The following is a 20,837-nucleotide window of genomic DNA, read 5'->3' as shown; positions in this document are numbered from 1 at the left end:
CGTTCCGCCTCAAACCAAACCCAACAGCAAACGGAGACCGCGCAGTATGAAGCAGCCGTCGGAATCCGGGCACGGACCTCAAGCTCTGCGTCCATCGGATACGTCCTTTCGACGTTGGTACGGGGGGAGCGCTGCCCGTCGCCGTCCGGTACCGGCAGCGCCGGACGGCGACGGGGGTCAACGGCGGGTCAGCCGGGCGCGGGGGCCCTTCGGTGCTCGCCCGGCATCGGTCACGGGTCACGTCTCGGCGTACCGAGGGTCGGGCGGTTGCGGACCTGCCACGCCGGCCGTTGCCGCGGCATCGCCGTCGCCGGATTCGCGCGCGGCGGCGGCAGCGGCGGCCGTGGCCGCGCAGGGGGCTTCGCCGCTGGCGGTGCCGGGCGGGCCGACGAACCGGAGCCGCGTGCACTGCCGTTCGAGCCGGCAGCGCCCCGGACGCCCGGCGCCGTCACCGGGCGCGGTGCCCTCGGCCGCCAGGACGGCGACACCGCCGACTGCGCCGACGGCCCGGCGCTCGCACCGCCCGCCGCGGCACGTGCCCCGCCGGATGTGGCCCGCCGCGTGGTTCGGCCGACGCCGAGCGCCCGCAACGGCAGTCGCAGCAACCCGGTGACCTTCTGCACGACCGCCATCCGCAGCACGATGCCGAGGATGTTCTGCTGCCGGCCGCCGCCCAGCGAACGGCGCAGCAGCGCCGGGATCCGCACCGTCACCCACAGCAGACACCCGATGATCAGCAGGTTGATGGTGCCGTTGCCGGTCGGGTCCTTCGGCAGCATCATTCCCGGCAGGTTCGCCTTCGGGTCCAGGAACACCGTGAGGGTCACGTGCAACGCAAGTGCCTGCAACGTCACCGTCGCCAGCAGGACCGTGAACGTCCGCCACCACAGCCGGGCCGCACCGTCGGTGAACGGGGTGGCGTGGCACGCCAACGCGACCGGTGCCACGCTGACCACGACGACCAGCACGCCGATCCGCACGATCCACGTGGCCAGCAGCATCCCGGTCAGCACCGTCAGGATCACCGCGATCACCGCGGCCAGCAACGCGTCACCGGGGTTGGTCAACGCCGCCGACAGCACCGCCGTCAGCTGCGCCATCTCGGCCTGCGGGCGCAGTTTGTCGCCGGTGACGGCCTCGGTGACGCTGTTGCCGAAGCCGATCATCCAGGCGCAGATCGGTGACGCGAAGTTCGCGGCGATCCAGCCGATCACCAGCCGCGGGCCGAGCTCGGCCAGCCCGTACCTCGACTGCACCGACTCCCGGCCCATCACCATGACCCCGGCGGCGATGATCGCCAGCACGAACGACGCGTTCACGATCGTCAACGCCCGCGCGGAGATCACCGCGACCTGCGGCAGCCCGGTCACGTCCGGCGTCGTGAACGCCGTACCCGCCAGCATTCCCCACAACGCACCCAACGTCCCGTTGACGGCCTTGAGCAGCGCGATCAGCACCTCGTCGAAGAGGAACGCGCCCATCAGCTGCCCACGATGCTCTTGAGCAGGGTCAGCAGCACGGGCGCCATGACGGCGAGGGCGTAGCCGATCGCCGCGGAACGCAGCGCCTGGTTCGACTTCTCCACCTCCGCCGGGTCACCGCCAGCGGTCACCCGCCGGAACCCGCCGATGGTGAGGAACAGCGTCGCGACCGCGGCAAGGAGCGTCGTGAGGGTGTTCGTGAGGTTCTTGATGACGGTCGGCAGGTCGTTGACGGCGAGCTGGACCGGCTCACCGGCATGCGCCGGCCCACCGACCAGCAGCAGCGCGGCAGCGACCGCGACGGTCACGACCACACGGACCACGATGCGGTACATGGATGCACACCTCCCACCCCCGTCGATTCGGGAGCGTCGTAATGGACAGAAGGCGCCACACGCGGCCACGACGGCGGTGGCGGCGGACTGTGGCGCGAGAACCGGGTCGTTCGCCGACCCTGCTTCCTGCTCAGCTATGGCGTCGGTTGGGTGCCCAACCAGACGGCCGCCCCGGATCCCGCGGCCAACAGCCACCCAACGGGCCGGTGCGGTTGCCGTCGACGGCCGTCAACTGGCAGCTGGCGCAGCGGCAGCGAACGCCGGTGCCGCGCTGTTGTGGTCTCGGTGACGTCGCGCTTGCACCGACGCCCGCGCCGCCGTCAGCCGGTCCAGTCTGCGTGGCGCCACAAGCAACATGAAGTCCAGCTCACCGCTGCGGATCGCCGCGACCAGCTGCAGCTCCGCCCGGCGCCGCCAGGTCGCCGCCAACCCTGGCCCTACACCGAGCAGCGCCGCGACCGACTGCAACGAACACCCCTCCAGCCGCGTCCGGGCGATCAGCGTCCACTCCTCCTCACCGATCACCCCGGCCGCCACCGCACGGGTCAGCACCCAATCCGGGTGGTCCCACGGCCGCTGCGGCGGCATCGAACCCGGTGGCCGCACCCCGACGGCCAGCCGCGCCTCGTCCTGCCGGACCGCAGACTCCGCCGCCTGATCAATGGCCCGCTGCATCGCCGCCTTCACCGCCCGCTCCGCCGCATCGAGCAGCCTCCCCACGATCCGTGGCTGATCGACGTCAACGGACTCCAGCCGCTCCAGGAACCCGGCGAGGAGTTCCGCGTCGCGGTCACCGGCATCGCCGCGCCAGCTCGCGGCGTACACGGTGACGACCCGGCGCAGCCCCGGCAACGCCAGCCCGACCACGGCCAACCGCCACACCGGGCCTTCCTCCCGGGCGTTGGTGACCAGCACCCGCCACACCGCGTCGCGGACCCTGCGTGGCATGCCCTCGTCCAGCAGCAGCACCCGCAGCTCGGCGAGCACCACCGGCCGTTGCGGCATGCCGGGCAGCCCGCGGCAGTCCAATGCCAGCGGCGCCGGCCCGCACGACAGTTGTTGGAACGCCAGCCGCACCGCGGCCAGCGCGGTGCGCGGCCAGACTCGTCCCCTTCGCATCCCGTTCCCCGTCCCGTGTCGGTGTGCCGGGCACAGTCGCGGCCCGGCTATCGGGGACATTCAGGCACGCCCGCCCAACCTGTTGACCAACCCCGTTCCGCGGTTGGTGACGACGTGCCGTACCGGCCGGCGGTACCCGTCGGGCCTGGCTGACAGGTCCGGCAAGCGCAGGCTGACGGGTACGGGAACCGTCGCGCGTCACGGCGGCCGGTTGCCCGCGCCGCTATCGGCACAACGGGTGTGGGCACGCGGACGGCCGACCCGGATACCGTGCCCGTTCCCGGCGACCCGCACCGCGGGAACGGAGGCTGCGGGAACGGACACCGGGGATGGGAACGGGAACCCCGGACGATGCGAACGCACCGCGTCGTCGTGCGGGATGGTCAGGCGGCGGAACTCGGCCGATTCGACGCTGCGCAGGGAACGGGCGTTTGCCGCGGCAGGACGGTACCGCGTCGCGGAACGGGACATCAGAGTGCCGGGGAGCGGTGTATCGCAGGGCCATCACCTTGGGGAACGGAAACGGTCGTTTCGTGCCGCTGCCTGCTGCCGTTCCCGTTCTAGGACCGCGTTCCGTCCCGTCCTACCGGAACGGTCCGTGCCCGGTACGGGCACGACACCTGTCGCGGCGTCGACACCGACGTGGGTACGGGAATCGCAATTGCTGTCATCCGTCGTACCCGTTCTGTACCCGGCGTACCGCGAGCCGCCGATGCGGAACGGGAACGAGACGGGCGCATGGTTGGGCAACGCACCGGTAACGGTTGCGCACCGTTGACCAACACGTTGGTCAACGGGCCACGACCGTCGCCGGCCGGTTGACCAACTCCCGGCAAACAGCGTCGGCTCACCCGTCGATGGTTGAACAACCGCGCGTTGCGGTTCGCCGCCCGGCCGTGGTGTCGCCGGGTCCCGGTTGGGTGGCGGTTGGTACGGCTTGCGGCTCAGCATCGAGCAACCGGCACCTGGTTGGGCCATGCATACATGTGAACACCACCCCGCCCCCTCAGGAGCCACGAGTTCCTCGACGAGCCCGCCGCCGTCGCCCACCCGCGCGGACCGCACCCGAGGCACCCTCGGCGTCGTTGCAGCCGGACGCCGACATCACCATGGTCCCGATCTCGCTGTGGTGTATCCCGGACCCGGACCCTTGGCGAGATCCGGACATCAGCACCGGCGGCAGCAGCGCACGGCTCGCCGCGATGCTGGTCGCGATGTACGCCGACGCCGGCGACACGATCGTCGTCATCGGCGACGACCCGACGGTTGCCGGAGCGGCCGGCGCGGCAGGCTGCCGCTACCACCACGTCGAACGCCTCACCGACCTCGCCGGACTGGAGCACCTCGGCCACCGCGTCGGCATCCTCATCACCACCTGGCCGCAGCCGGCACCCGGTCGGCTCCCCGGCGACGCCGCGATCCTCTTCGCCACCGGCGAACACCTCGTCGCCCGGCACGGCTCCGCCATCGTCACCCTGCCGATCCGCCCGACCGAGGACAGCTACGGCACCTACGGCTGGCGGCTGCTCACCGAAGCCCAGTACGCCGGGTTCCAGCTGCACGCGCACATCGTCGTCGTGCTCGACGACCCCGTCGCCGTCGGCGACCTCCCCATCGACCTACTACCGCACCGGCACGTCCTCGTCTTCGTGCCGCCAGGCGCCGGCCCCCGCGGTCCATCACCACAGACGCACCACCGCCGGACAGTACGGACATCACGCAGTACCCGAACCGGAAAGGACCCCAGATGAGCATCCGTGTCATGACCTGGGTATGGGACAACAGCACAGCCAGCGGCAACGACCGCCTGGTTCTGCTCGCGATCGCGGACAACGCCGGCGACGACGGCGGCAACGCTTGGCCGTCCCTGCACACCCTGGCCCGCAAGACCCTCCTGGACGTGCGGACCGTCCGCAGGGCGCTGCGCCGCCTTGAGGCCGGCGGGCACCTGTTCGTCGGGATCGCCGCCGGACCCCGCGGCGCGAACCGCTACACCGTCCGAATGCGCCGCCACGCACTGGCCACCGATGAGACATCTGTGGATGGCGATGTGGAAAACCCTGTGGACGGTCCATCCACACCCCCGGGCGATTCGACCGGGGGTCACAACGCCCGCAGGCACAAGACACCGGAGTCCCCAGACAAGCTGCGTACCGGGGACCCCGGACCTGATGCCGCCCGCATAACGTCCAAGACGTCAAAGAACGGTCCTCGCGAGGGCGACGTCCGCGAATCCAACTGCGCAGCACCGCCGCTGGAACCAAGAGCGCCGCGCTGCCTGCGGCATTTCCATCAGCCAGTGAACAACTGCGCCTCGTGCCGATCGGAACACCTCGGCCGCAACTAAAGCTTACCGCTGCGACGGCGGCCTGGTAACGCCAGCCGAGCTTGGGCTCAGCACTGGCTCAACGGTCCGCGCGGAGCCTGGAGAGGTACCCATACACGGGGAGCACCGGAGCCCGTTGGCGGCGCCGAGCAGCGGCGCGGGACCACCCCCGCATGCGTGGGGGAGCCGTGGCCTGCAGTGAGTCCGAGCCGGCGACGAGGGGCCACCCCCATGCGCGGGGAGACCGTCCACCTGGCGGTCGTGTCAGGTGCGAGGTAGCGGGCCCCGTGGTGGCGGTTACTGCTCGTCGACGTCGATCGGGTCGTGCTTGCCGCCGTCCGGGGTCTCCGCGCCCGGCATCGCGCCGTTCGGGTCGATCATGCCGTCGTAGTTGAAGACGGTGTACGACGAGCCGTCGTGCTCGGTGTGCTGGTTGGTCAGCACGTACTTGTGGATGAAGCCGTCGATCTCCAGCTCGACGACTGCCGAGTCGGCGGAGTGCGCGATAAGGACGCACACCGGCCGGTCCTCCGGGGAACTCGCCGACTCGTGGGCCATGGTTACCTCCCGCGGCCCTGCACCTGTCGAGAATTACGTCCGGGTTGGTCAGGCGGTGTGTTCGTACTCGTGCAGGAGGCCGCTGCGGCGATCGCGACGGCGGCTGCGTAGGTGGGCGAGTTGACCGGCGTGCCGAGGTGTTCGAGCAACTCCTGGCCGACACGGCGCATAACCACGCAATAGTCGCCAAGCAGATAATGCGAATGCTCTCCTTAATTCGGACTTTACAGGTACAAAGCGATCGGGTTAGAGTCTCCGCAGTTGGGGCCGCTTCCGCGAGGTTTGCTGCGGGCCGGCGCCCGACCGCCGCCGCGGAGGCCGGGTGCACTGCGCTGTTGATCGCATTGCACGAAGCCGTCGTCCTGCTAGCGCTTCCGCCGCGGCCTCGCGCCCGTGCCCGGTCGACCGGGCCGGCGACGGCCCTTGGGCCGACCTCGGATTCGGGAAAGCACTCGTCGTGCGGCGGCGCCGTGCCCTCGTTGCTCCGCATCCGATCCTGCCAGCAGTCCGAACACCTGAAGGAGATCCGATGCGCACCCGCAGGCCCGCAACGTTGACGGTGCTGATGCTGGGTTGTTTGGCGCTCGTCGTCACGGCGGTCGGCGCGTGCGGCTCCGCCAAGCCGGGCCAGACACAGCTCGTGGTCGAGATCTTCGGGGATCTGGGATACCACGACCTGTACACCAAGTATGAGCAGAGCCATCCCGGTGTCAAGATCGTCGAGCACATCGTCTCGTACGACGACCACCACAAGAACCTGCAGGCGCACCTGCTGGGCAGATCGGGAACCGGCGACATCGAGGCCATCGACGGCGGCTACATCGCGCAGTTCAAGGTCATGTCCGACAAGTTCGTCGACTTCAGGGACTACGGCGCCGACCCGGGCCAGTGGCTGCCGTGGAAGTCGCAGCAGGCGACCGGCGCCGACGGCAGCCTGATGGGGCTGGGAGCCGACGTCGGCGGCCTGGCGATGTGCTACCGCCGGGACCTGTTCGCGCAGGCCGGCCTGCCGACCGACCGCGACCAGGTGGCCGCGCTGTGGCCGGACTGGCAGTCGTACATCGCGACCGGCAAGCAGTTCAAGGCCAGTGCGCCCGACGGCGTGGCCTGGTTCGACTCCGGTTCCAACATCTTCAACGCCATCATCGGCCAGGCGCCGGTCGGCTACACCGCCTCCGGCAACAAGGTGGTGGTGGCGGAAAATCCGGCCGTCAAGAAGGCGTTCAACCTCGCGGTCGAGGCCGTGCAGGCCGGCGAGTCGGCGAAGCTGGCGACGTTCAGCCAGCAGTGGAACGCCGGGTTCCAGCGGGGATCGTTCGCCACCGTGGCCTGCCCGGCGTGGATGACCGACACCATCAAGCAGAACGCGCCGCAGACCAGCGGCAAGTGGGACATCGCCACGATCCCCGGCGGCAGCGGCAACTGGGGTGGCTCGTTCCTGACCGTGCCGAAGCAGAGCAAGCACCGGAAGGAGGCCGCCAAGCTCGCCAGGTTCCTGACCGCACCCGAGCAGGCGAGCTGGATCTTCCGCACCCAGGGCCACCTGCCCAGCCAGGCCGCGCTCTACGACGACCCGGCCGTGCTCGGCAACACCAACGCGTTCTTCAACGACGCGCCTACCGGCCGGATCTTCACCGCGGCGGCGAGAACCCTGCGACCGCAGTACCAGGGCCCCAAGGACGGCGACATCGGACCGCTGATCGGTCTCGGAATCACCCGGGTCGACAAGGGCAAGCAGCAACCCGACCAGGCGTGGCACCAGGTTCTCAAAGACATCGCGAATGCCACCGAGCCGTAGACCGCACCAGGTTCTCACAGACGTCGTGAAGGCCACCGAGCCGTAGAAGGGAACGACGAGCCTGATGGCAGTAATCACACCTCCGTCGTCGATATTGCCCGAGCGGCGGGACACCGCACCGGCAAAGGTTGAGCGGTGGTCCCACCTGCGCGGCAAGTTCGACGTGAGTGGCGCGCCGTACCTCTACATCGCACCGTTCTTCGTGGTGTTCGCGGCGTTCGGACTGTTCCCGCTCCTCTACACCGGCTGGATGGCGGTCACCCAGTGGAACCGCGACATCCCCGGTAGCGACCACACCTTCGTCGGGCTGGGCAACTTCGTGCGGCTCATCCACGACGACTACTTCTGGAACGCGCTGCGCAACACCGCCGCGATCGGCGTACTGAGCACCGTGCCGCAGCTGCTGCTCGCGATGTGGATCGCCCACCTGCTGCATCGCCGGATGCGCGGCCGCACCCTGCTGCGGATGGGCGTCCTGCTGCCCAACATCACCTCGGTGGCCGCCGTCGGAGTGATCTTCGCCCAGCTGTTCGGGCGGGACCTCGGCGTGATCAACTGGATGCTCAGCCTGGTCGGCCTGGGCAAGGTCGACTGGCAGTCGGGCACCTGGCAGTCGTGGCTGGCGCTCGCCGTCATCCTGACCTGGCGCTGGACCGGCTACAACGCCCTGATCTACCTCGCCGCGCTGCAGGCCGTGTCGGACGACCTCTACGAGGCGGCGGACCTCGACGGCGCCGGCCAGTTCCAGAAGTTCCGGACCATCACCGTCCCGGCGCTGCGCCCGACCATCATCTTCAGCGTGATCATGTCGACGATCGGCACGATCCAGCTGTTCACCGAACCGCTGATGTTCAACCCGGGGATGAGCCCGACCGGCGGCGACTCCCGCCAGTTCCAGACCCTCGCCATGTACGTGTACGAGCAGTTCTGGACCCACGGCAAGTACTCCTACGCCGCCACGGTCTCCTGGGCCATGTTCATGATCATCGTGCTGGCGGTCGGCGCGAACTACCTGCTGTCCCGACGCATTCGGAGCTCCTCATGACGATCCTGATACCGGTCTCCCGTGCCATGACCGGCGATCGCCGCGGCCGCGGGCGGTCTGCGGCGCCGGGCCAGCGCCGCGCCGGAACGAGGACCTACCTGCTGCTGGGACTCATCGCCGCGGTGTCGGCGTTCCCGCTGTACTGGTCGCTGGTCGCGGCGTCCAACGACAACTCCACGGCGGGGAGCTGGCCGCCCCGGCTGCTGCCGGGCAGCCATCTGTGGGAGAACCTGCAGCGGGCGTACTCTCAGGCGAACTTCGGTCTCGCCCTGCTCAACTCGATGATCGTCGCGACCGTGATCACGGTCTCCGTCGTGCTCACCAGCACGCTGGCCGGTTTCGCGTTCGCGAAGCTGCGGTTCCGCGGCAAGAACGCCCTGCTCGGGTTCCTGCTCGTGACGATGATGGTGCCGGCCCAGCTGGGCATCATCCCGCTGTACATCATGATGTCGCAGTGGCTGGGCTGGACCGGGCACCTGCAGGCGGTCATCGTCCCGGCGGCCACCTCCGCGTTCGGCGTCTTCCTGATGCGCCAGTACCTCTCCGAGGCGCTGCCCGACGCGCTGCTGGAGGCCGGCCGGATCGACGGATGCTCGACGCACCGGCTGTACTGGCACGTCGTGCTGCCGGCGGCGCGGCCCGTCGCCGCGGTGCTCGCGCTGTTCACCTTCATGAACGCCTGGAACGACTTCTTCTGGCCGCTGCTGGCCCTGGGCCAAGGCAACCCGACCACCCAGGTCGCACTGTCCACACTGGCCGGTGGCTACTACATGGACTACTCGCTCGTGCTCGCGGGAACCCTGATCAGCACGGCGCCCGTGCTCGTGGTGTTCCTCTTCCTCGGCAAGCAGATCATCGGCGGGATCATGCAGGGAGCCGTGAAGGCATGAACTGGACCATCTGGCTCATCCCGCACTTCCACTACGACCCGGTGTGGTGGAACACCCAGTCCGCGTACACCCAGACCTGGGATCAACCGCAGGATCAACCGCAGACCCCCGACGCGGGCGAGGCGCGGTTCGCCTGGCCCGGGCACAGCGCGTTCAGCCTCGTCAAGGCGCACCTGGCGAAGATCCGCGAGGATCCGCAGTACAGCGTGGTCCTCGCCGAGGTCGACTACCTCAAGCCGTACTGGGACACGTATCCCGAGGACCGCGAGCTCATCCGGCGACTGATCGCGGACGGCCGCCTGGAGCTGGTCGGCGGCACCTACAACGAGCCCAACACCAACCTCACCGGCATCGAGACGACGATCCGCAACGCCGTGCACGGCACCGGGTTTCAGCGGCACGTCGTCGGAGGCGTCCCGTCCACCGCGTGGCAACTGGACGTGTTCGGCCACGATCCGCAGTTCGCGCAGGTGATGGCCGGCGCCGGACTGACCTCGATCGCTTTCGCCCGCGGCCCCTACCACCAGTGGGGGCCCATGCTGACCAGCTGGAACATCCGCGAGCATCGCAAGCCGTTCGCGCCGACCCAGTTCCCCACCGAGTTCGAGTGGGTGTCGCCCGGCGGGGACGGCCTGCTCACCCACTACATGGCCGGGCACTACTCGGCCGGCTTCAGCCTCGACGCCGCCCGGGACCCGCAGACCGCGGCGGGGGAGCTGCACGAGCTGTTCACCCAGCTGCGCCAGGCCGCCGCGACCCGCAACGTCATGATCCCGATGGGCAGCGACTTCAGCCCTCCCATGCGCTGGGTCACCGAGCTGCGTGCGGCCTGGGACGAGCGGTACCCGCAGGTGCGGCTGCGGTACGGTCTACCGCGCGACTTCTTCGCCGCCGTGCGGGACGAGCTCGCCGCGAGAGGTGTGCACGCCACGCCGCAGACCCGCGACATGAACCCGATCTACACCGGCAAGGACGTCACCGCGATCGACACCAAGCAGGCCCACCGCATGGCGGAGACGCTGCTGCTGGACGCCGAGAAGTGGGCCACCTTCGCCGCGCTGCACGGCGCGGCCTACCCCGCTGCGGCCATCGACAAGGCGTGGCGGCTGCTGCTGTTCGGCGCGCACCACGACGCGGTCACCGGCACCCAGTCCGACCAGGTCTATCTCGACCTGGTCGCCGGCTGGCGCGAGGCGCACGACCTGGCCGCCGACGTGGACCGGTCGGCCCGCCGGCACCTGGCCCGGCACGTCGACACCCGCGGGGAGGGCACCGCGGTCGTCGTGTTCAACCCGCTGGCGCACCCCCGGACGGACACCGTCGGCCTGGAGATCGACCTCGACCCGGCCGTGGGTGTCACGCTCACCGACGACGGCGGGGTCCCGGTCCCGTACCTCACCGAGGCCCTCGTGCACGCCACCGCCGGCCGGCCGGGCCGGGCGCTGCTGCGGTGGGTCGCGCGCGACGTGCCGTCGATGGGCTACCGCACCTTCCGCCTGCTGCCCGGCACCGCGGAGCCATCGGCGTCCGCGTGGCAACCCGGCTGGCAACTCGTCGAAGCGACGAGCATCGCCAACGACCGCTACCGGGTCCGTGCGGATCCCGCGCGGGGCGGCGCCCTGACCGAGATCACCGACCTCGCCGCCGGCCGGGACCTCCTCCCGCAGGGCCAGGTGGGCAACGAGCTGGTCTGCGTCGCCGAGCACCGCGACCACCCCGAGTTCGGCGAGGGCCCGTGGCATCTGCTGCCCCACGCCGTTGCCTGGCGCAGCGCGGACACCGCGGCGGCCGTCACCGTCGAACGCTGCCCGATCGGCGAGCGCATCACGGCCACCGCGACGGTCGACGGATGCCGCTACACGCAGCAGACCACCCTGTGGTACGGCATCGACCGGATCGACTTTGCCACCGGCATCGACGGGTTCGCCGCCACCGACCAGCTCCTGCGGGTGCGCATACCCTGCGACGTCCCCGGCGGCATGCCCGTCAGCGAGACCGCGGCCGCCGTCATCGGCCGCGGCTTCGCCCTGCTCGACGCCGACGCGGCGGAGCACCCTCGTACCCTGGACAACACGGCGCACCAGTGGTTCGGCCTCGCCGCGGCACTGACCGTCCATCTGCACGATCCACAGGAGCGCTCCGAGCGCTCGCGAGCGGTGTCCATCGCCGAGATCGTCGTCCCCGACGGCGACGAGGGTCTGCCCTCGACCCGGCGGCTCGCCGTCGGCCTGGCCCGGGCGGGTGTCACCGCCACCGTGACGAGCGCGACGGGAAACCGTTACGGCGCGCTGGACACCGACTCCAACCTCCCCGACTGCCGCGTCGCGGTCGGCACCCCGCAGCGCAACGCGTTCGTCGCCGAGCTCCTCGACCGGGCGTCGGCACCGTTCGCCGCCGAACTGGCCGCTCGGCTCGCGGCCACCGGCACGGCCCGCCTCTGGATCCCGGCCGAGCGGCCGCTCGGCGAGGTCTGGCGACCGGGCGCCGACGTGCGCTCGATCCGGGACCTGCCCGTCCTGCTGATCGCCGGAAACGACGCGGACGCCGAGCGGCGAGTCCTCACTGAGTTCCTCGACGACGTCCGCGACGCGAACGTGCACGTCACGCAGCCGTCCGCGCTGCACCACGGTGAGACGACCGTCGCGGACTACGCCGTCGCGCTGCTCAACCGCGGCACCCCCGGCTTCGCGGTTGAGCCCGACGGCGCGCTGAACATGTCGCTGGCCCGCGCGTGCACCGGCTGGCCCACCGGAATCGCGATCAACTTTCCGGACCTCAACGCACCGGGCGGTCGCAGCTTCCAGCACCACACCAGCAGGCGCTTCGAGTACCACCTGGTGAGCGGCCCCGGCGGATGGCGCACCGCTGGGTTCGTCGCCGCCGGGCAGTCCGTCAACCATCCGCTCGCCGCGACCACCGCGCCGGCCGGCGACGGGGCGCTGCCGGCCACCGGATCCTTGTTGAGCGTCGAGCCCGCCGAGAACTTCGTCGTCACCGCGGTCAAGCCGCTGGGGGAGCCGCTCGCCACCGGCTCCGCGGCGCCCGCCGACGCGTGCGACAGCCTGATCGTCCGCGGCTACGAGCCCCACGGCCGGTCCGGCAGCGTCGCGATCCGCCTCGCCGGCGGTATCACTTCGGCCACCGCCACCGACCTGCTCGACCGCCCCGGCGCGCCCCTCGAGCACGACGGCCGGGAGGTGCGGCTCGACGTCGAGGGGTACCGGATCATGTCGCTGGCCCTATCACCGGCTCGCGCCGAGCGTGGCGGGACAGTGCTCGCGGCGAGCACAGAACCCGTGCAGCCCGTGTTCACCCGCTACTGGCTGCACAACTGCGGCCCCGCGCCCATGGGCAACCTGCCGGTCGCGCTCACCCTCCGGCCGAACGACCAGACGCGTGACGACGGCGCCGCGGCCGGCGTGCGGCTGTGCGCTCAGATCGTCTGCGACGATACCGACGCCGGCTACGACGGGGAACTGCTCGTCAGTGCGCCAGAGGGCTGGGTCGCCACTCCCCGGTCGAGGTCCGTGACCGTCGCCGCGGGTGGCCACCTCGGCGTGCCCGTCACTGTCACGGCTCCCGACGACGCCGAACCTGGCTGGTACGCGGTCGCGGCGAGCATCGCCCACCGGGGGCAGGAGCTGCAGGACGCCCTCGTCGTGCCCGTGGGCCGGCCCGCGCTTGGGCCGCTGCTGCACGCGCGCGCCGAGGACCGGGAGCTCACGCTGACCCCTGGGGCGCGTGGTCACGTCCGCGTGCGGGTGAGCCACGACCTGCGCACCCCGTTGCGGGGGCACGCCCAGCTCATCACCCCGCACTACATCTGGGCGCTGACGAGCGAGCCGACTCGGGGCTTCACCATCGCGCCCGGGTCCACGCAGAGCGTCGAGTTCCCCGTCGCCGTCCCGGTCGGGACGCCACCCGGGGAGTTTTGGGGCCAGCCCAAGATCTGCGCCTTCGGCCGGATCGCCTACTGCGAACCCGTCCGCATCGTCATCCTCCCCGGCCGCGTCTGACCCTCAGGCCAGCGGCCGCAATGGTGTAGCGGTGCGCTGCGCCCGATGGACCACCACCAGGGGAGGCGGCGCTCCCGGCGCGGCGGGCCGGGAAACCCGGACGTCCGTGCGGCCGTCGTCGTCTCGGTCACGGTCGTCGTCGGAGCCCTGACCAACATGGCCACGAGACGAGCCCGACGAGCGTGTTCGACGATGTCGATCGAGGACATCTTGCCTCTCCACACACCAGCCGCCCCGGGCGGGCACCATCTGGATCTGCTTGATATGCAGGTGATCCTTGATAGTCCACTGTCAGCAGTGGCGGCCGTTCGGCGAACCCTCAACGGAACACAGGGTGTCCATGCCGATTCCTATGACGAGAGGGCCTTACCGGCCTTCGGATCGTCGCGTCCAGTGGGCGAGACCGGACGCCCGCCGCACCAGCAGCAACGCCCCGAACAAGTCGCGGGCCCCGCGGCGGCGTCACCCGCTCGCCGGCGTCAAAGCGGTCGAGGAGACCTGACGGGCGATGCGGCAACGTCGGGGACAGCGCCTCGGTGGCCTTCGTCGGCGAGAGTCTCCGGAGGCTACCAACCGGGCATCATCGGCACGGGCGGCCGCTCGGTGAGGCCGGCCGCGTCGAAGGGGTGCTGCCGGCCGAGGCGGTATGACTCGGTGACGGCACATGTGACGGCGCCGGTGACGAGGGGGTGTGTGACGGCGCCGGCGGTGGGACCGCGCCGCCGGTGCCGCCGCCGCTGACGTTCGCGGCGAAGTCGTTGACGGCCAGGCCGGTTCCGCCCACCCAGGGCTCGAACCCGGCCTGGATGCTGGTCAGATACCACGCGTTGGTGACCGTGCTGCGCGTCTTCACGTTGTCGATGAAGCTCCGCACGTCGAAGTTCCACTTCGTGATCGGCGACTGTGCGACGTACGAGACGACGTCGCTGGAGCCGTTGAAGCCGGACCAGACCTCCCAGGTGTGGCCGCCGATGGTCGCCGTCGCAACGCGCGAGCCGACGGGATGGATCGGGCCTCGCTTGGCGAACCAGATCATCAGCTCCTGCTTGTTCGTCCCGTGGCTGTTGGCCGCCGGGTCCAGCCAGATGTCGTACGACACGTTGTAGACGCCACTGGCCGGATACGAGAAGCTGATGCTGCTTGTCGCGCTGCCGATCTTGCCGATTTGCATCGGCAGGGTGGTGTGTGGCGAGCAGTTGTCGTAGTGGCAGCCGTAGTAGATCGCCGTGTACGACGCGGGCGCGCCGTTGGTCGGCTTGTTGTGGCTTGCCGTGATGGCGAATCCCGCGGTACCGACGTTGATGCACTGCGGGGTGTCGGCGCCCCAGCGGTTGTTCATGACGATGTAGCGGTCCTGGACGGTGGCCGAACCGTACTTGTCGCAGATCTGGGTGCTGGCCTGCGCCGTGCCGCCGCCGGCCACGGCGACGGTGATGAATGAGGCGAGCATCAGGCCGATGGTCGCCAGCGCGCGGAACGGACGGGTCACGGTGCTCCTCACTGCGGGAACGAGGGGTTTCGGAGCGTTCCCCGCAGGAGGTTATGACGCGTTTACGCAGCTGAGCGAGGTGGATGCGGTTTCGTTACCGATTGTCGCGGTTTCTTCCGGTCAGCAGCTAATCACGGTTGCGCGGTGACCTGGCAACGCTGCCCGTTCAGCACGAAGCTGCCGGGAATGCCGGTGGCGCCGTGACCGTCGATGCTGACACCGACGTCACTCACGGACGAGCCGGCCGCGAGGTCCGGATGGCCCGGCAGGCCCGCGACGGTGACCTGCGTGCCCTGCTGCTGCCAGGCGCCGTTCCGGCCATCCCGCGTCTGCAGGCCGTCGGCGAGGTCGAAGGTCAGGGTCCAGCGCTGCGTGACGGCCTTGCCGGTGTTGGCGATCGACAACGCGACGGCCGCGCCGTTGTCCCAGATCTGCTGTACCTGGTACGTCACCCTGCACGACGGCTCGTCCGGCGCCTTGGCGCCGAGGGACGCGGATCCCGTCTCGCCGGCTGGTGTGGCGAACCTGGCGGAGGGCCGGGGCGTGCCCGACCACCGGGCCGTGGTGGAACCGCCGGACAGTGCTGGTCCCAGCGCGGTGGCTGCCACGGCGACCCCGATCGCAGCGGCCACGACCGCGCCCGCAACGGCCACGATCACCGATGCGCGGCGAACCCGCAGTCGACGCGCCGGCGTCGCCGGCAGGTCTCGGGTGCCCGTCAACCGCATCGTCGCGGTCGCGCTGCTGGCGGAGCCCACGACCTGGCCGGCGATGGGGCGTTCCCGCACGTCGACGGCGCCGACCCGTACCCCGGCCAGATCTGCGAACCGGCGGGCGAGCGCCGCCGCGGAGGGGCGCAGGTTCGGATCTGGTGCGACGCAGTGCTGGTAGAGCGCCGCGACCTCCAGGGGCATCCCCGGGATCAGCGGCAGCGGTGTGAGCCCGGGATCGCCGCGCAGCAGCCCCGCCTTCCGGTCCGCCGGCGGCTGGCCGGTCAGCACGGAGAAGAGCAGCATGCCGAGGGCGTAGACGTCGGCGGCCGGGTCGGCCGCCGGGCGGGGCGAGGTGACCGCGGCGATGCCGAAGTCGAGAACCTTGACCCCGTCCTCGGTCAGCATGATGCTGCCGGGCCTGATGTCGCTGTGCACCAGGCGGCGGGCATGGGCGGCCGACAGCGCGGCCGCGACGTACGCGCACACCTCGACCGCGCCTCGCCACGGCAGCGGGCCGCGCGTGAGCCGGTCGGCCAGGGACACGCCGTCGACGAGCTCCATCACCACGAAGGGTTCGTCGCCGGCCACGCCGTAGTCGTAGACGGCGCTGACGTTGGGGTGGTTCAGCAGCGCGGCGACCTGGACGCCAGCGTGCAGTTGGCCCGCGTCACGGGGCCCGGCGGCAAGGAGTTTCACCGCCACCCGGCGCCGGAGCACCTCGTCGTATGCCCGCCAGACCATCGACGTGCCGCTCTCGCCGAGGGGCTCTATTAGCCGGTACCGACCGGAAAGGAGTTTTGGTGAGTTAATCACCCGAAAAAGTGTGCCACATACCGCCTAATATGGATTTAACTGCTATGTGGCGAACTGCGGCCTCGCAGTGCGTCGTCTATCGCAGGAGTTTGTCGGGCGCAGTTGCGTTTGTCGGTTATGTTGTGCCGCTGGCGGTTTGGGTTCGTGCGCGTTCGAGGACGCGGTAGACGGTGGGGCGGGAGACGCAGAACAGGTCTCCTGCTCGTCGGTCGAGCAGCGGGCATAGCCCGTCAGCATGGTTGTCATCAATCGAGCACACCGCTGACGCCGACCGGTCGTCAGGACCAGACCGTGCCGACCCCAATTCGGCATGATCCATCACCGAATCCACCGCGCTCAAACGCGGAACGGTCAAACGCGGAACCCTCAACGGACACCAGCGAAGCCCTGACCGCGCTGGGGCGACCCGGACTGGTCAACGTGGGCAACGGCCCGCTCCCACCAGTGCAGGCTCTTCCCGGACGCCGGGCCGGGAAGCCCACCGATCCAGCCAGCGGGCGCTGGTCCCCGGCCGCCGCGCCGACCCTTCTGTCATGCCGGTGGGCGGGCACTCGGAACGCACTGACAAATGGCACCCCTCTGTGTCATCCATGAAGGAGCGGGGCCGGTCAAGTCCTGTGGTTTGGGTATCTGACGTTATTTTTGCCGTTTCCGGCATGAATTGGGCGGGCGGGTCTGCGGCGTCGGGGTCAAGGCTGGGCCGGAGGCCCACCCCGGGAGGGGCTTGGCCTTGATGCCGGCGTCGTGGACGCCATGCTTGGTGTGCCGGAAGGCGGGATGTTTGTGGTGTGGACGGGCCGCGGTTCACCAGGGTCCGAGCGTGCTCGGAGGGCAGGCCGGGTTCGGCTGCCGGTCATCCATTCGCCCCGCTGATCGAGGGCATGGTGGTGTGCGACCGTGACCGGACGGGGTCAATCAAGCGGACGACCTCGCCGGCTGCAGCCGGGGGTCAGACACAGAACGACCACGCGTCCGGTCACGTCCGAACCGGCTCACGCCACCGCCTTCCGAGCCTGGGTGAGAGCGCGGATGTGCCCGTCGCGCAGGCCGTAGAAGACGAGGGTGAGCAGTTTGCGGGCCACCGCGACGGTGGCGATGTTGCGGCCCCTGCGCTCGCCGATACGGGTCCTGGTGGTGGCCAGCCAGCCGGTCCGGGCGGCGCAGTGGGCAGCCTCGACCGCGGCCCATCGCACCAGGGTCGAGCCCTGTTTGGTGATCCGTCCACGATGGACCGTGGTATCGGATTCCCGGTGTCGTGGGGTGAGCCCGGCCCACGAGGTCAACTGCGCCGGTCCGGCGAACCGGTCGACCTCGCCGATCTCGGCGATGAAGACGGCAGCCAGGACCGGGCCGACACCGGGGATCGCCTGGATCGCGGTGAACCCGCGGTGCCCGGCCAGCCGGGAGCGCACCGGCTTGGTGAGCGCGTCGATCTCGAAGTCGACGGCGTCGATGAGCCGGCACAGGGAATCGACCCGACCGCGGAAGGCGCCGTCCAACGGCGCGGCGGCCAGCAGCTCACGTCCACCCAGGCCGAACAGATCGGACAGCGCGATGCGCACGCCCTGCTTGGCCAGCACCGCGTGCACCGATGCCTTCAACCCGCTGCGCAATGCGACGAGTTTCGCCCGATGCCGGACCAACTCCCGCAGTTCACGCACCTCCGGCGGGGCGATCCACGCCTCGGGCAGCCGGCCCATCCGCAGCAGATCCGCCAGATCGGCAGCATCGCGCACGTCGTTCTTCACCCGCCGGTAGGCGAACCCTTTCACTCCCAGCGGGTGCGCCAGGTGCACCGCGGCACCGGCTTCGGCCAGGACGTCCGCCGCCCAGTACCAGCCGTAGGTCGCCTCCAGCACCACGTCCGGATGCTCGCCAGCCTTAGCGATCTCCCGACCCAGGGCGATCGGGTCGTTGTCGATCCGCACCGTATCGAGTCGGTCCCCGGCCTCGGTCATCCGCACCAGCACCGAACGGCGCCGATGCAGATCCATCCCGACGACCTGCCGACCGTCGTATCCTGCCTGCATGAGGGGCCTCCTTCGTCGTGAGACGTGAACACCCCGAGCATCCCGCCGGGAGTCACGAGGAGCGAGGCCCGCCCCTTCATGCCATCAAGATGCGGCCAGGAGCGGTGTTCTAGAGTGGGTTCTGGCGGGTCCGGGAAGTGGCTTCTCCGAAGTGCCGGCTGTCGGGATTGAGCCGGCCGCGCTGGATTGCAGAGTCGCTCCCGTTTGCCCTCCCGGGCCCGTCCTGACGCGCTCCGCGTCCTTGACCATCTGTTGATAGACCACGTTGGACAGTCGGCGTTTCAGGGCCCGCATGGCTTCCATCGGGCTTTTGCCCGCGGCGAGTTTGCGCCAGTAGTAGGCGCGGCCTTCGGTGTCGTTGCGGCCTTCGGTGTCGTTGCGCAGCTGGACGATGGCCATGATGTGCAGAACCCGGTTGATGCGCCGGTTCCCGGCGCGGGAAAGTCGGTGGCGGTGCTGGTCGCCGGAGGACGCGTCGATCGGGGCGGTGCCGTTCCAGGACGCGAAGTGGTCTCGGCTGGCGAAGCGGCCGACGTCGCCGATATCACCGAGCAGCCGGGCGGCGCCGGACGGTCCGATGCCGTTGAGCTGCTGCAGCGTGCTGCCGGTCGAGGCGATCAGCTCGGTCAGCTGCGCGTTGGCGGCCTTGATCTTCTTGTCGATGACGGCGACCTCGGTGATCAGTTCCGAGGCCAGCTGCCGGCGAGTGCGCCCGACAAGGTCGCGGGGCCGGACGGTGTTGAGCAGTGCTCGGGCCTGTGGCGCGGACAGGAACTGCTTCGCCCCGCCCGGGACGAGCTCGAGCAGCAGGTGGTGCAGCCGGCTCAGCGCTTCGGTCCGGGCCCGGCCGAGCCCGTCACGGCGGTCCACGAGCAGCCTCAACGCGACCGTGACGTCATCGACGGTGACCTGACGCAATCCGTTGGCACGCAGCGCTGCCACCGCGATGCAGTGGGCGTCGGCGGGGTCGGTCTTGCGGGATCGGCTGGTGTCGAACAGCCGGGCTCGCGCGGACAGTTTCGCTGGCACGTCGAGCACGGTCTCGCCGTCGGCGACCAGGCGTTGGGCGATGTGCCGGCCGATGCCGTTGCAGCCTTCCACCGCCCAGACCCGGTCTTTGTACTGCCGGCCCAGTCTGAGCATCGCGGCGTAGCCGTCGCGGTCGGTACCGAACCGGCCCTGGGCCAGGACCTTCTCCCGGCCGTTGATGATCTCGACGGTCGCGGACCGCTTGTGCGGGTCCATACCGATGATGACGCGTGCCATGCCATCCCTCCTCGATCCGACAATTCTGATGTCAGCGAGGAGGGCAGCGCTTCTTCGAGCTGGGCAGACCCCTCTGGAGCTCTCCACGCCGCGGTGACCGGCAGGACGCATGCCAAATGAGAGCCACACCAAACAGCAGCGGGCAGCCGATGAGAGAGCCACCCTGCCGATCACCTCGACCAAGCCTGGCCTGGCTGCGGTCGTACCACCAGTAGATAAGAAGCCGATGAGAGTACTTTGATCTTGCAGGTCCGATTGGCCGCAGCTGCCGTCCCGGCCGGTACGGCAAACGGGCGGTCCCCGCTCAGTCATGGCCGCGAATGCCGAGGTTGTCGGCATCGAGCTCGCCGTCGCTGCCGGGGACGACGAACGGCTACGGAGGTTCGAGAACAACGATCCGGCCATGGTGCGACAGCTGACCATGGACGCGACGCTCGCCCACAAGGCCGCCTACCAGCTCGACTGGACCGGCACCTGGCAGCTGGACACCGACATGCCGTTCTGCGACCTCCAGCGCGAGGATGCCGCGCCACTCGAGGTCCTCGTCAGGTTCGAGTTCCCCGCACCCATCCGGGTCGAGAAGCTGCTCACCGCCGGGTTCGGCCTGAGCCGTCCCGCCGTGGAGGGCATGGTCGACTCCGGGCGCATCCGCCTGCCCCTACCCATCGACGCCAAGGCCCGCGAGGACTTCACCTTCCTGGTCGTCACCGCCCCGCCGCCGTCACCCGAGCGGGCATGAGGTGCCGCCCCACGGCGCGACGAGCTGTGCCGTGGGGCGGCCCGTACCATCCGCCCGCCGACCGGCCAGCAGACGCACGGTGTCGTGGGGCGTGAAGAACTCCGTGATCATCTTGACGGCTTCACCCACGTCATCCACGCCCGCCGAGGTCGCTCATTGAGCCATTCCGCGCAACGGCGTGCTGACGCTGGGTGATCTCCGGTTGCGTGGCGGGTGACA

At 70.0% G+C, this 20,837-nt stretch carries 15 protein-coding genes; 7 read left to right on the top strand and 8 right to left on the bottom strand.

Features of this window, described 5'->3' with window-relative positions; genetic code table 11:
* Window positions 1-230 precede the first annotated feature (230 nt).
* The 3 genes from ACFPIJ_RS58210 to ACFPIJ_RS58200 form a co-directional block, all read right to left on the bottom strand.
* Window positions 231-1,481: a hypothetical protein gene (locus ACFPIJ_RS58210; RefSeq protein WP_380128175.1), complete on the bottom strand. Its 1,251-nt coding sequence runs from the start codon at window positions 1,479-1,481 to the stop codon at window positions 231-233.
* The gene (locus ACFPIJ_RS58205) at window positions 1,481-1,816 is read right to left on the bottom strand and encodes a hypothetical protein (protein WP_380128174.1); all 336 of its coding nucleotides are present in this window, start codon (window positions 1,814-1,816) and stop codon (window positions 1,481-1,483) included. Before ACFPIJ_RS58205 ends, ACFPIJ_RS58210 begins: the two co-directional genes overlap by 1 nt.
* 228 nt (window positions 1,817-2,044) lie before the next feature.
* Window positions 2,045-2,935 carry a hypothetical protein gene (locus ACFPIJ_RS58200; protein ID WP_380128173.1) on the bottom strand — a complete coding sequence of 297 codons (891 nt, stop codon included), beginning with the start codon at window positions 2,933-2,935 and terminating at the stop codon, window positions 2,045-2,047.
* Between the two features lie 1,085 nt (window positions 2,936-4,020).
* Between ACFPIJ_RS58200 and ACFPIJ_RS58195 the strand changes: the two genes are divergently transcribed.
* Complete coding sequence (locus ACFPIJ_RS58195; protein ID WP_380128172.1) at window positions 4,021-4,686, top strand: hypothetical protein; 666 nt, start codon at window positions 4,021-4,023, stop codon at window positions 4,684-4,686.
* Window positions 4,683-5,282 carry a helix-turn-helix domain-containing protein gene (locus ACFPIJ_RS58190; protein WP_380128171.1) on the top strand — a complete coding sequence of 200 codons (600 nt, stop codon included), beginning with the start codon at window positions 4,683-4,685 and terminating at the stop codon, window positions 5,280-5,282. The genes ACFPIJ_RS58195 and ACFPIJ_RS58190 overlap by 4 nt, the downstream gene beginning before the upstream one ends.
* A gap of 276 nt (window positions 5,283-5,558) precedes the next feature.
* Here ACFPIJ_RS58190 and ACFPIJ_RS58185 read toward each other — a convergent pair whose 3' ends face one another.
* On the bottom strand, window positions 5,559-5,819 hold the full coding sequence (locus ACFPIJ_RS58185) for a hypothetical protein (RefSeq protein ID WP_380128170.1): 261 nt from the start codon (window positions 5,817-5,819) through the stop codon (window positions 5,559-5,561).
* A gap of 529 nt (window positions 5,820-6,348) precedes the next feature.
* Between ACFPIJ_RS58185 and ACFPIJ_RS58180 the strand changes: the two genes are divergently transcribed.
* The 4 genes from ACFPIJ_RS58180 (at window position 6,349) to ACFPIJ_RS58165 (ending at window position 13,568) form a co-directional block, all read left to right on the top strand.
* Window positions 6,349-7,617 carry an ABC transporter substrate-binding protein gene (locus ACFPIJ_RS58180; RefSeq protein WP_380128169.1) on the top strand — a complete coding sequence of 423 codons (1,269 nt, stop codon included), beginning with the start codon at window positions 6,349-6,351 and terminating at the stop codon, window positions 7,615-7,617.
* 64 nt (window positions 7,618-7,681) lie between these two features.
* Entirely contained in the window at window positions 7,682-8,662 is a 981-nt protein-coding gene (locus ACFPIJ_RS58175) for a carbohydrate ABC transporter permease (protein WP_380128168.1), read from the top strand.
* Window positions 8,663-8,688: 26 nt separating this feature from the next.
* Window positions 8,689-9,552, top strand: a complete 864-nt coding sequence (locus ACFPIJ_RS58170) for a carbohydrate ABC transporter permease (protein WP_380128176.1) — start codon at window positions 8,689-8,691, stop codon at window positions 9,550-9,552.
* Window positions 9,549-13,568 carry a glycoside hydrolase family 38 N-terminal domain-containing protein gene (locus tag ACFPIJ_RS58165; RefSeq protein WP_380128167.1) on the top strand — a complete coding sequence of 1,340 codons (4,020 nt, stop codon included), beginning with the start codon at window positions 9,549-9,551 and terminating at the stop codon, window positions 13,566-13,568. Before ACFPIJ_RS58170 ends, ACFPIJ_RS58165 begins: the two co-directional genes overlap by 4 nt.
* A gap of 580 nt (window positions 13,569-14,148) precedes the next feature.
* On the opposite strand, the gene ACFPIJ_RS58160 is transcribed toward ACFPIJ_RS58165, so the two are convergent.
* From ACFPIJ_RS58160 to ACFPIJ_RS58145, 4 genes are all read right to left on the bottom strand, one after another.
* Window positions 14,149-15,057: a GH12 family glycosyl hydrolase domain-containing protein gene (locus ACFPIJ_RS58160; RefSeq protein WP_380128166.1), complete on the bottom strand. Its 909-nt coding sequence runs from the start codon at window positions 15,055-15,057 to the stop codon at window positions 14,149-14,151.
* 131 nt (window positions 15,058-15,188) lie between these two features.
* Window positions 15,189-16,583, bottom strand: a complete 1,395-nt coding sequence (locus ACFPIJ_RS58155; protein WP_380128165.1) for a serine/threonine-protein kinase — start codon at window positions 16,581-16,583, stop codon at window positions 15,189-15,191.
* Between the two features lie 992 nt (window positions 16,584-17,575).
* Window positions 17,576-18,613 (bottom strand): IS110 family RNA-guided transposase, encoded by a 1,038-nt coding sequence (locus ACFPIJ_RS58150; protein ID WP_380128164.1) that lies wholly within the window; start codon window positions 18,611-18,613, stop codon window positions 17,576-17,578.
* An 84-nt stretch (window positions 18,614-18,697) separates the two neighbouring features.
* A complete protein-coding gene (locus ACFPIJ_RS58145) occupies window positions 18,698-19,879 on the bottom strand; it encodes an IS110 family RNA-guided transposase (RefSeq protein WP_380128163.1) in 1,182 nt (393 codons plus the stop codon).
* 310 nt (window positions 19,880-20,189) lie between these two features.
* Between ACFPIJ_RS58145 and ACFPIJ_RS58140 the strand changes: the two genes are divergently transcribed.
* A complete protein-coding gene (locus ACFPIJ_RS58140) occupies window positions 20,190-20,618 on the top strand; it encodes a DUF1062 domain-containing protein (RefSeq protein WP_380128162.1) in 429 nt (142 codons plus the stop codon).
* Window positions 20,619-20,837: the final 219 nt, after the last annotated feature.

The organism is Dactylosporangium cerinum, assembly GCF_042653625.1.
GTDB lineage: Bacteria > Actinomycetota > Actinomycetes > Mycobacteriales > Micromonosporaceae > Dactylosporangium > Dactylosporangium cerinum.
This window is presented reverse-complemented; position numbering and strand designations above follow the sequence as displayed.

Bases quoted from the DNA above. Each gene is read 5' to 3' on its own strand.
- ACFPIJ_RS58205 (WP_380128174.1), bottom strand. From the start codon at position 1,816: ATGTACCGCATCGTGGTCCGTGTGGTCGTGACCGTCGCGGTCGCTGCC.
- ACFPIJ_RS58200 (WP_380128173.1), bottom strand. From the start codon at position 2,935: ATGCGAAGGGGACGAGTCTGGCCGCGCACCGCGCTGGCCGCGGTGCGG.
- ACFPIJ_RS58190 (WP_380128171.1), top strand. From the start codon at position 4,683: ATGAGCATCCGTGTCATGACCTGGGTATGGGACAACAGCACAGCCAGC.
- ACFPIJ_RS58165 (WP_380128167.1), top strand. From the start codon at position 9,549: ATGAACTGGACCATCTGGCTCATCCCGCACTTCCACTACGACCCGGTG.
- ACFPIJ_RS58175 (WP_380128168.1), top strand. From the start codon at position 7,682: ATGGCAGTAATCACACCTCCGTCGTCGATATTGCCCGAGCGGCGGGAC.
- ACFPIJ_RS58170 (WP_380128176.1), top strand. From the start codon at position 8,689: ATGACCGGCGATCGCCGCGGCCGCGGGCGGTCTGCGGCGCCGGGCCAG.
- ACFPIJ_RS58180 (WP_380128169.1), top strand. From the start codon at position 6,349: ATGCGCACCCGCAGGCCCGCAACGTTGACGGTGCTGATGCTGGGTTGT.
- ACFPIJ_RS58145 (WP_380128163.1), bottom strand. From the start codon at position 19,879: ATGGCACGCGTCATCATCGGTATGGACCCGCACAAGCGGTCCGCGACC.
- ACFPIJ_RS58185 (WP_380128170.1), bottom strand. From the start codon at position 5,819: ATGGCCCACGAGTCGGCGAGTTCCCCGGAGGACCGGCCGGTGTGCGTC.
- ACFPIJ_RS58150 (WP_380128164.1), bottom strand. From the start codon at position 18,613: ATGCAGGCAGGATACGACGGTCGGCAGGTCGTCGGGATGGATCTGCAT.
- ACFPIJ_RS58210 (WP_380128175.1), bottom strand. From the start codon at position 1,481: ATGGGCGCGTTCCTCTTCGACGAGGTGCTGATCGCGCTGCTCAAGGCC.
- ACFPIJ_RS58140 (WP_380128162.1), top strand. From the start codon at position 20,190: ATGGCCGCGAATGCCGAGGTTGTCGGCATCGAGCTCGCCGTCGCTGCC.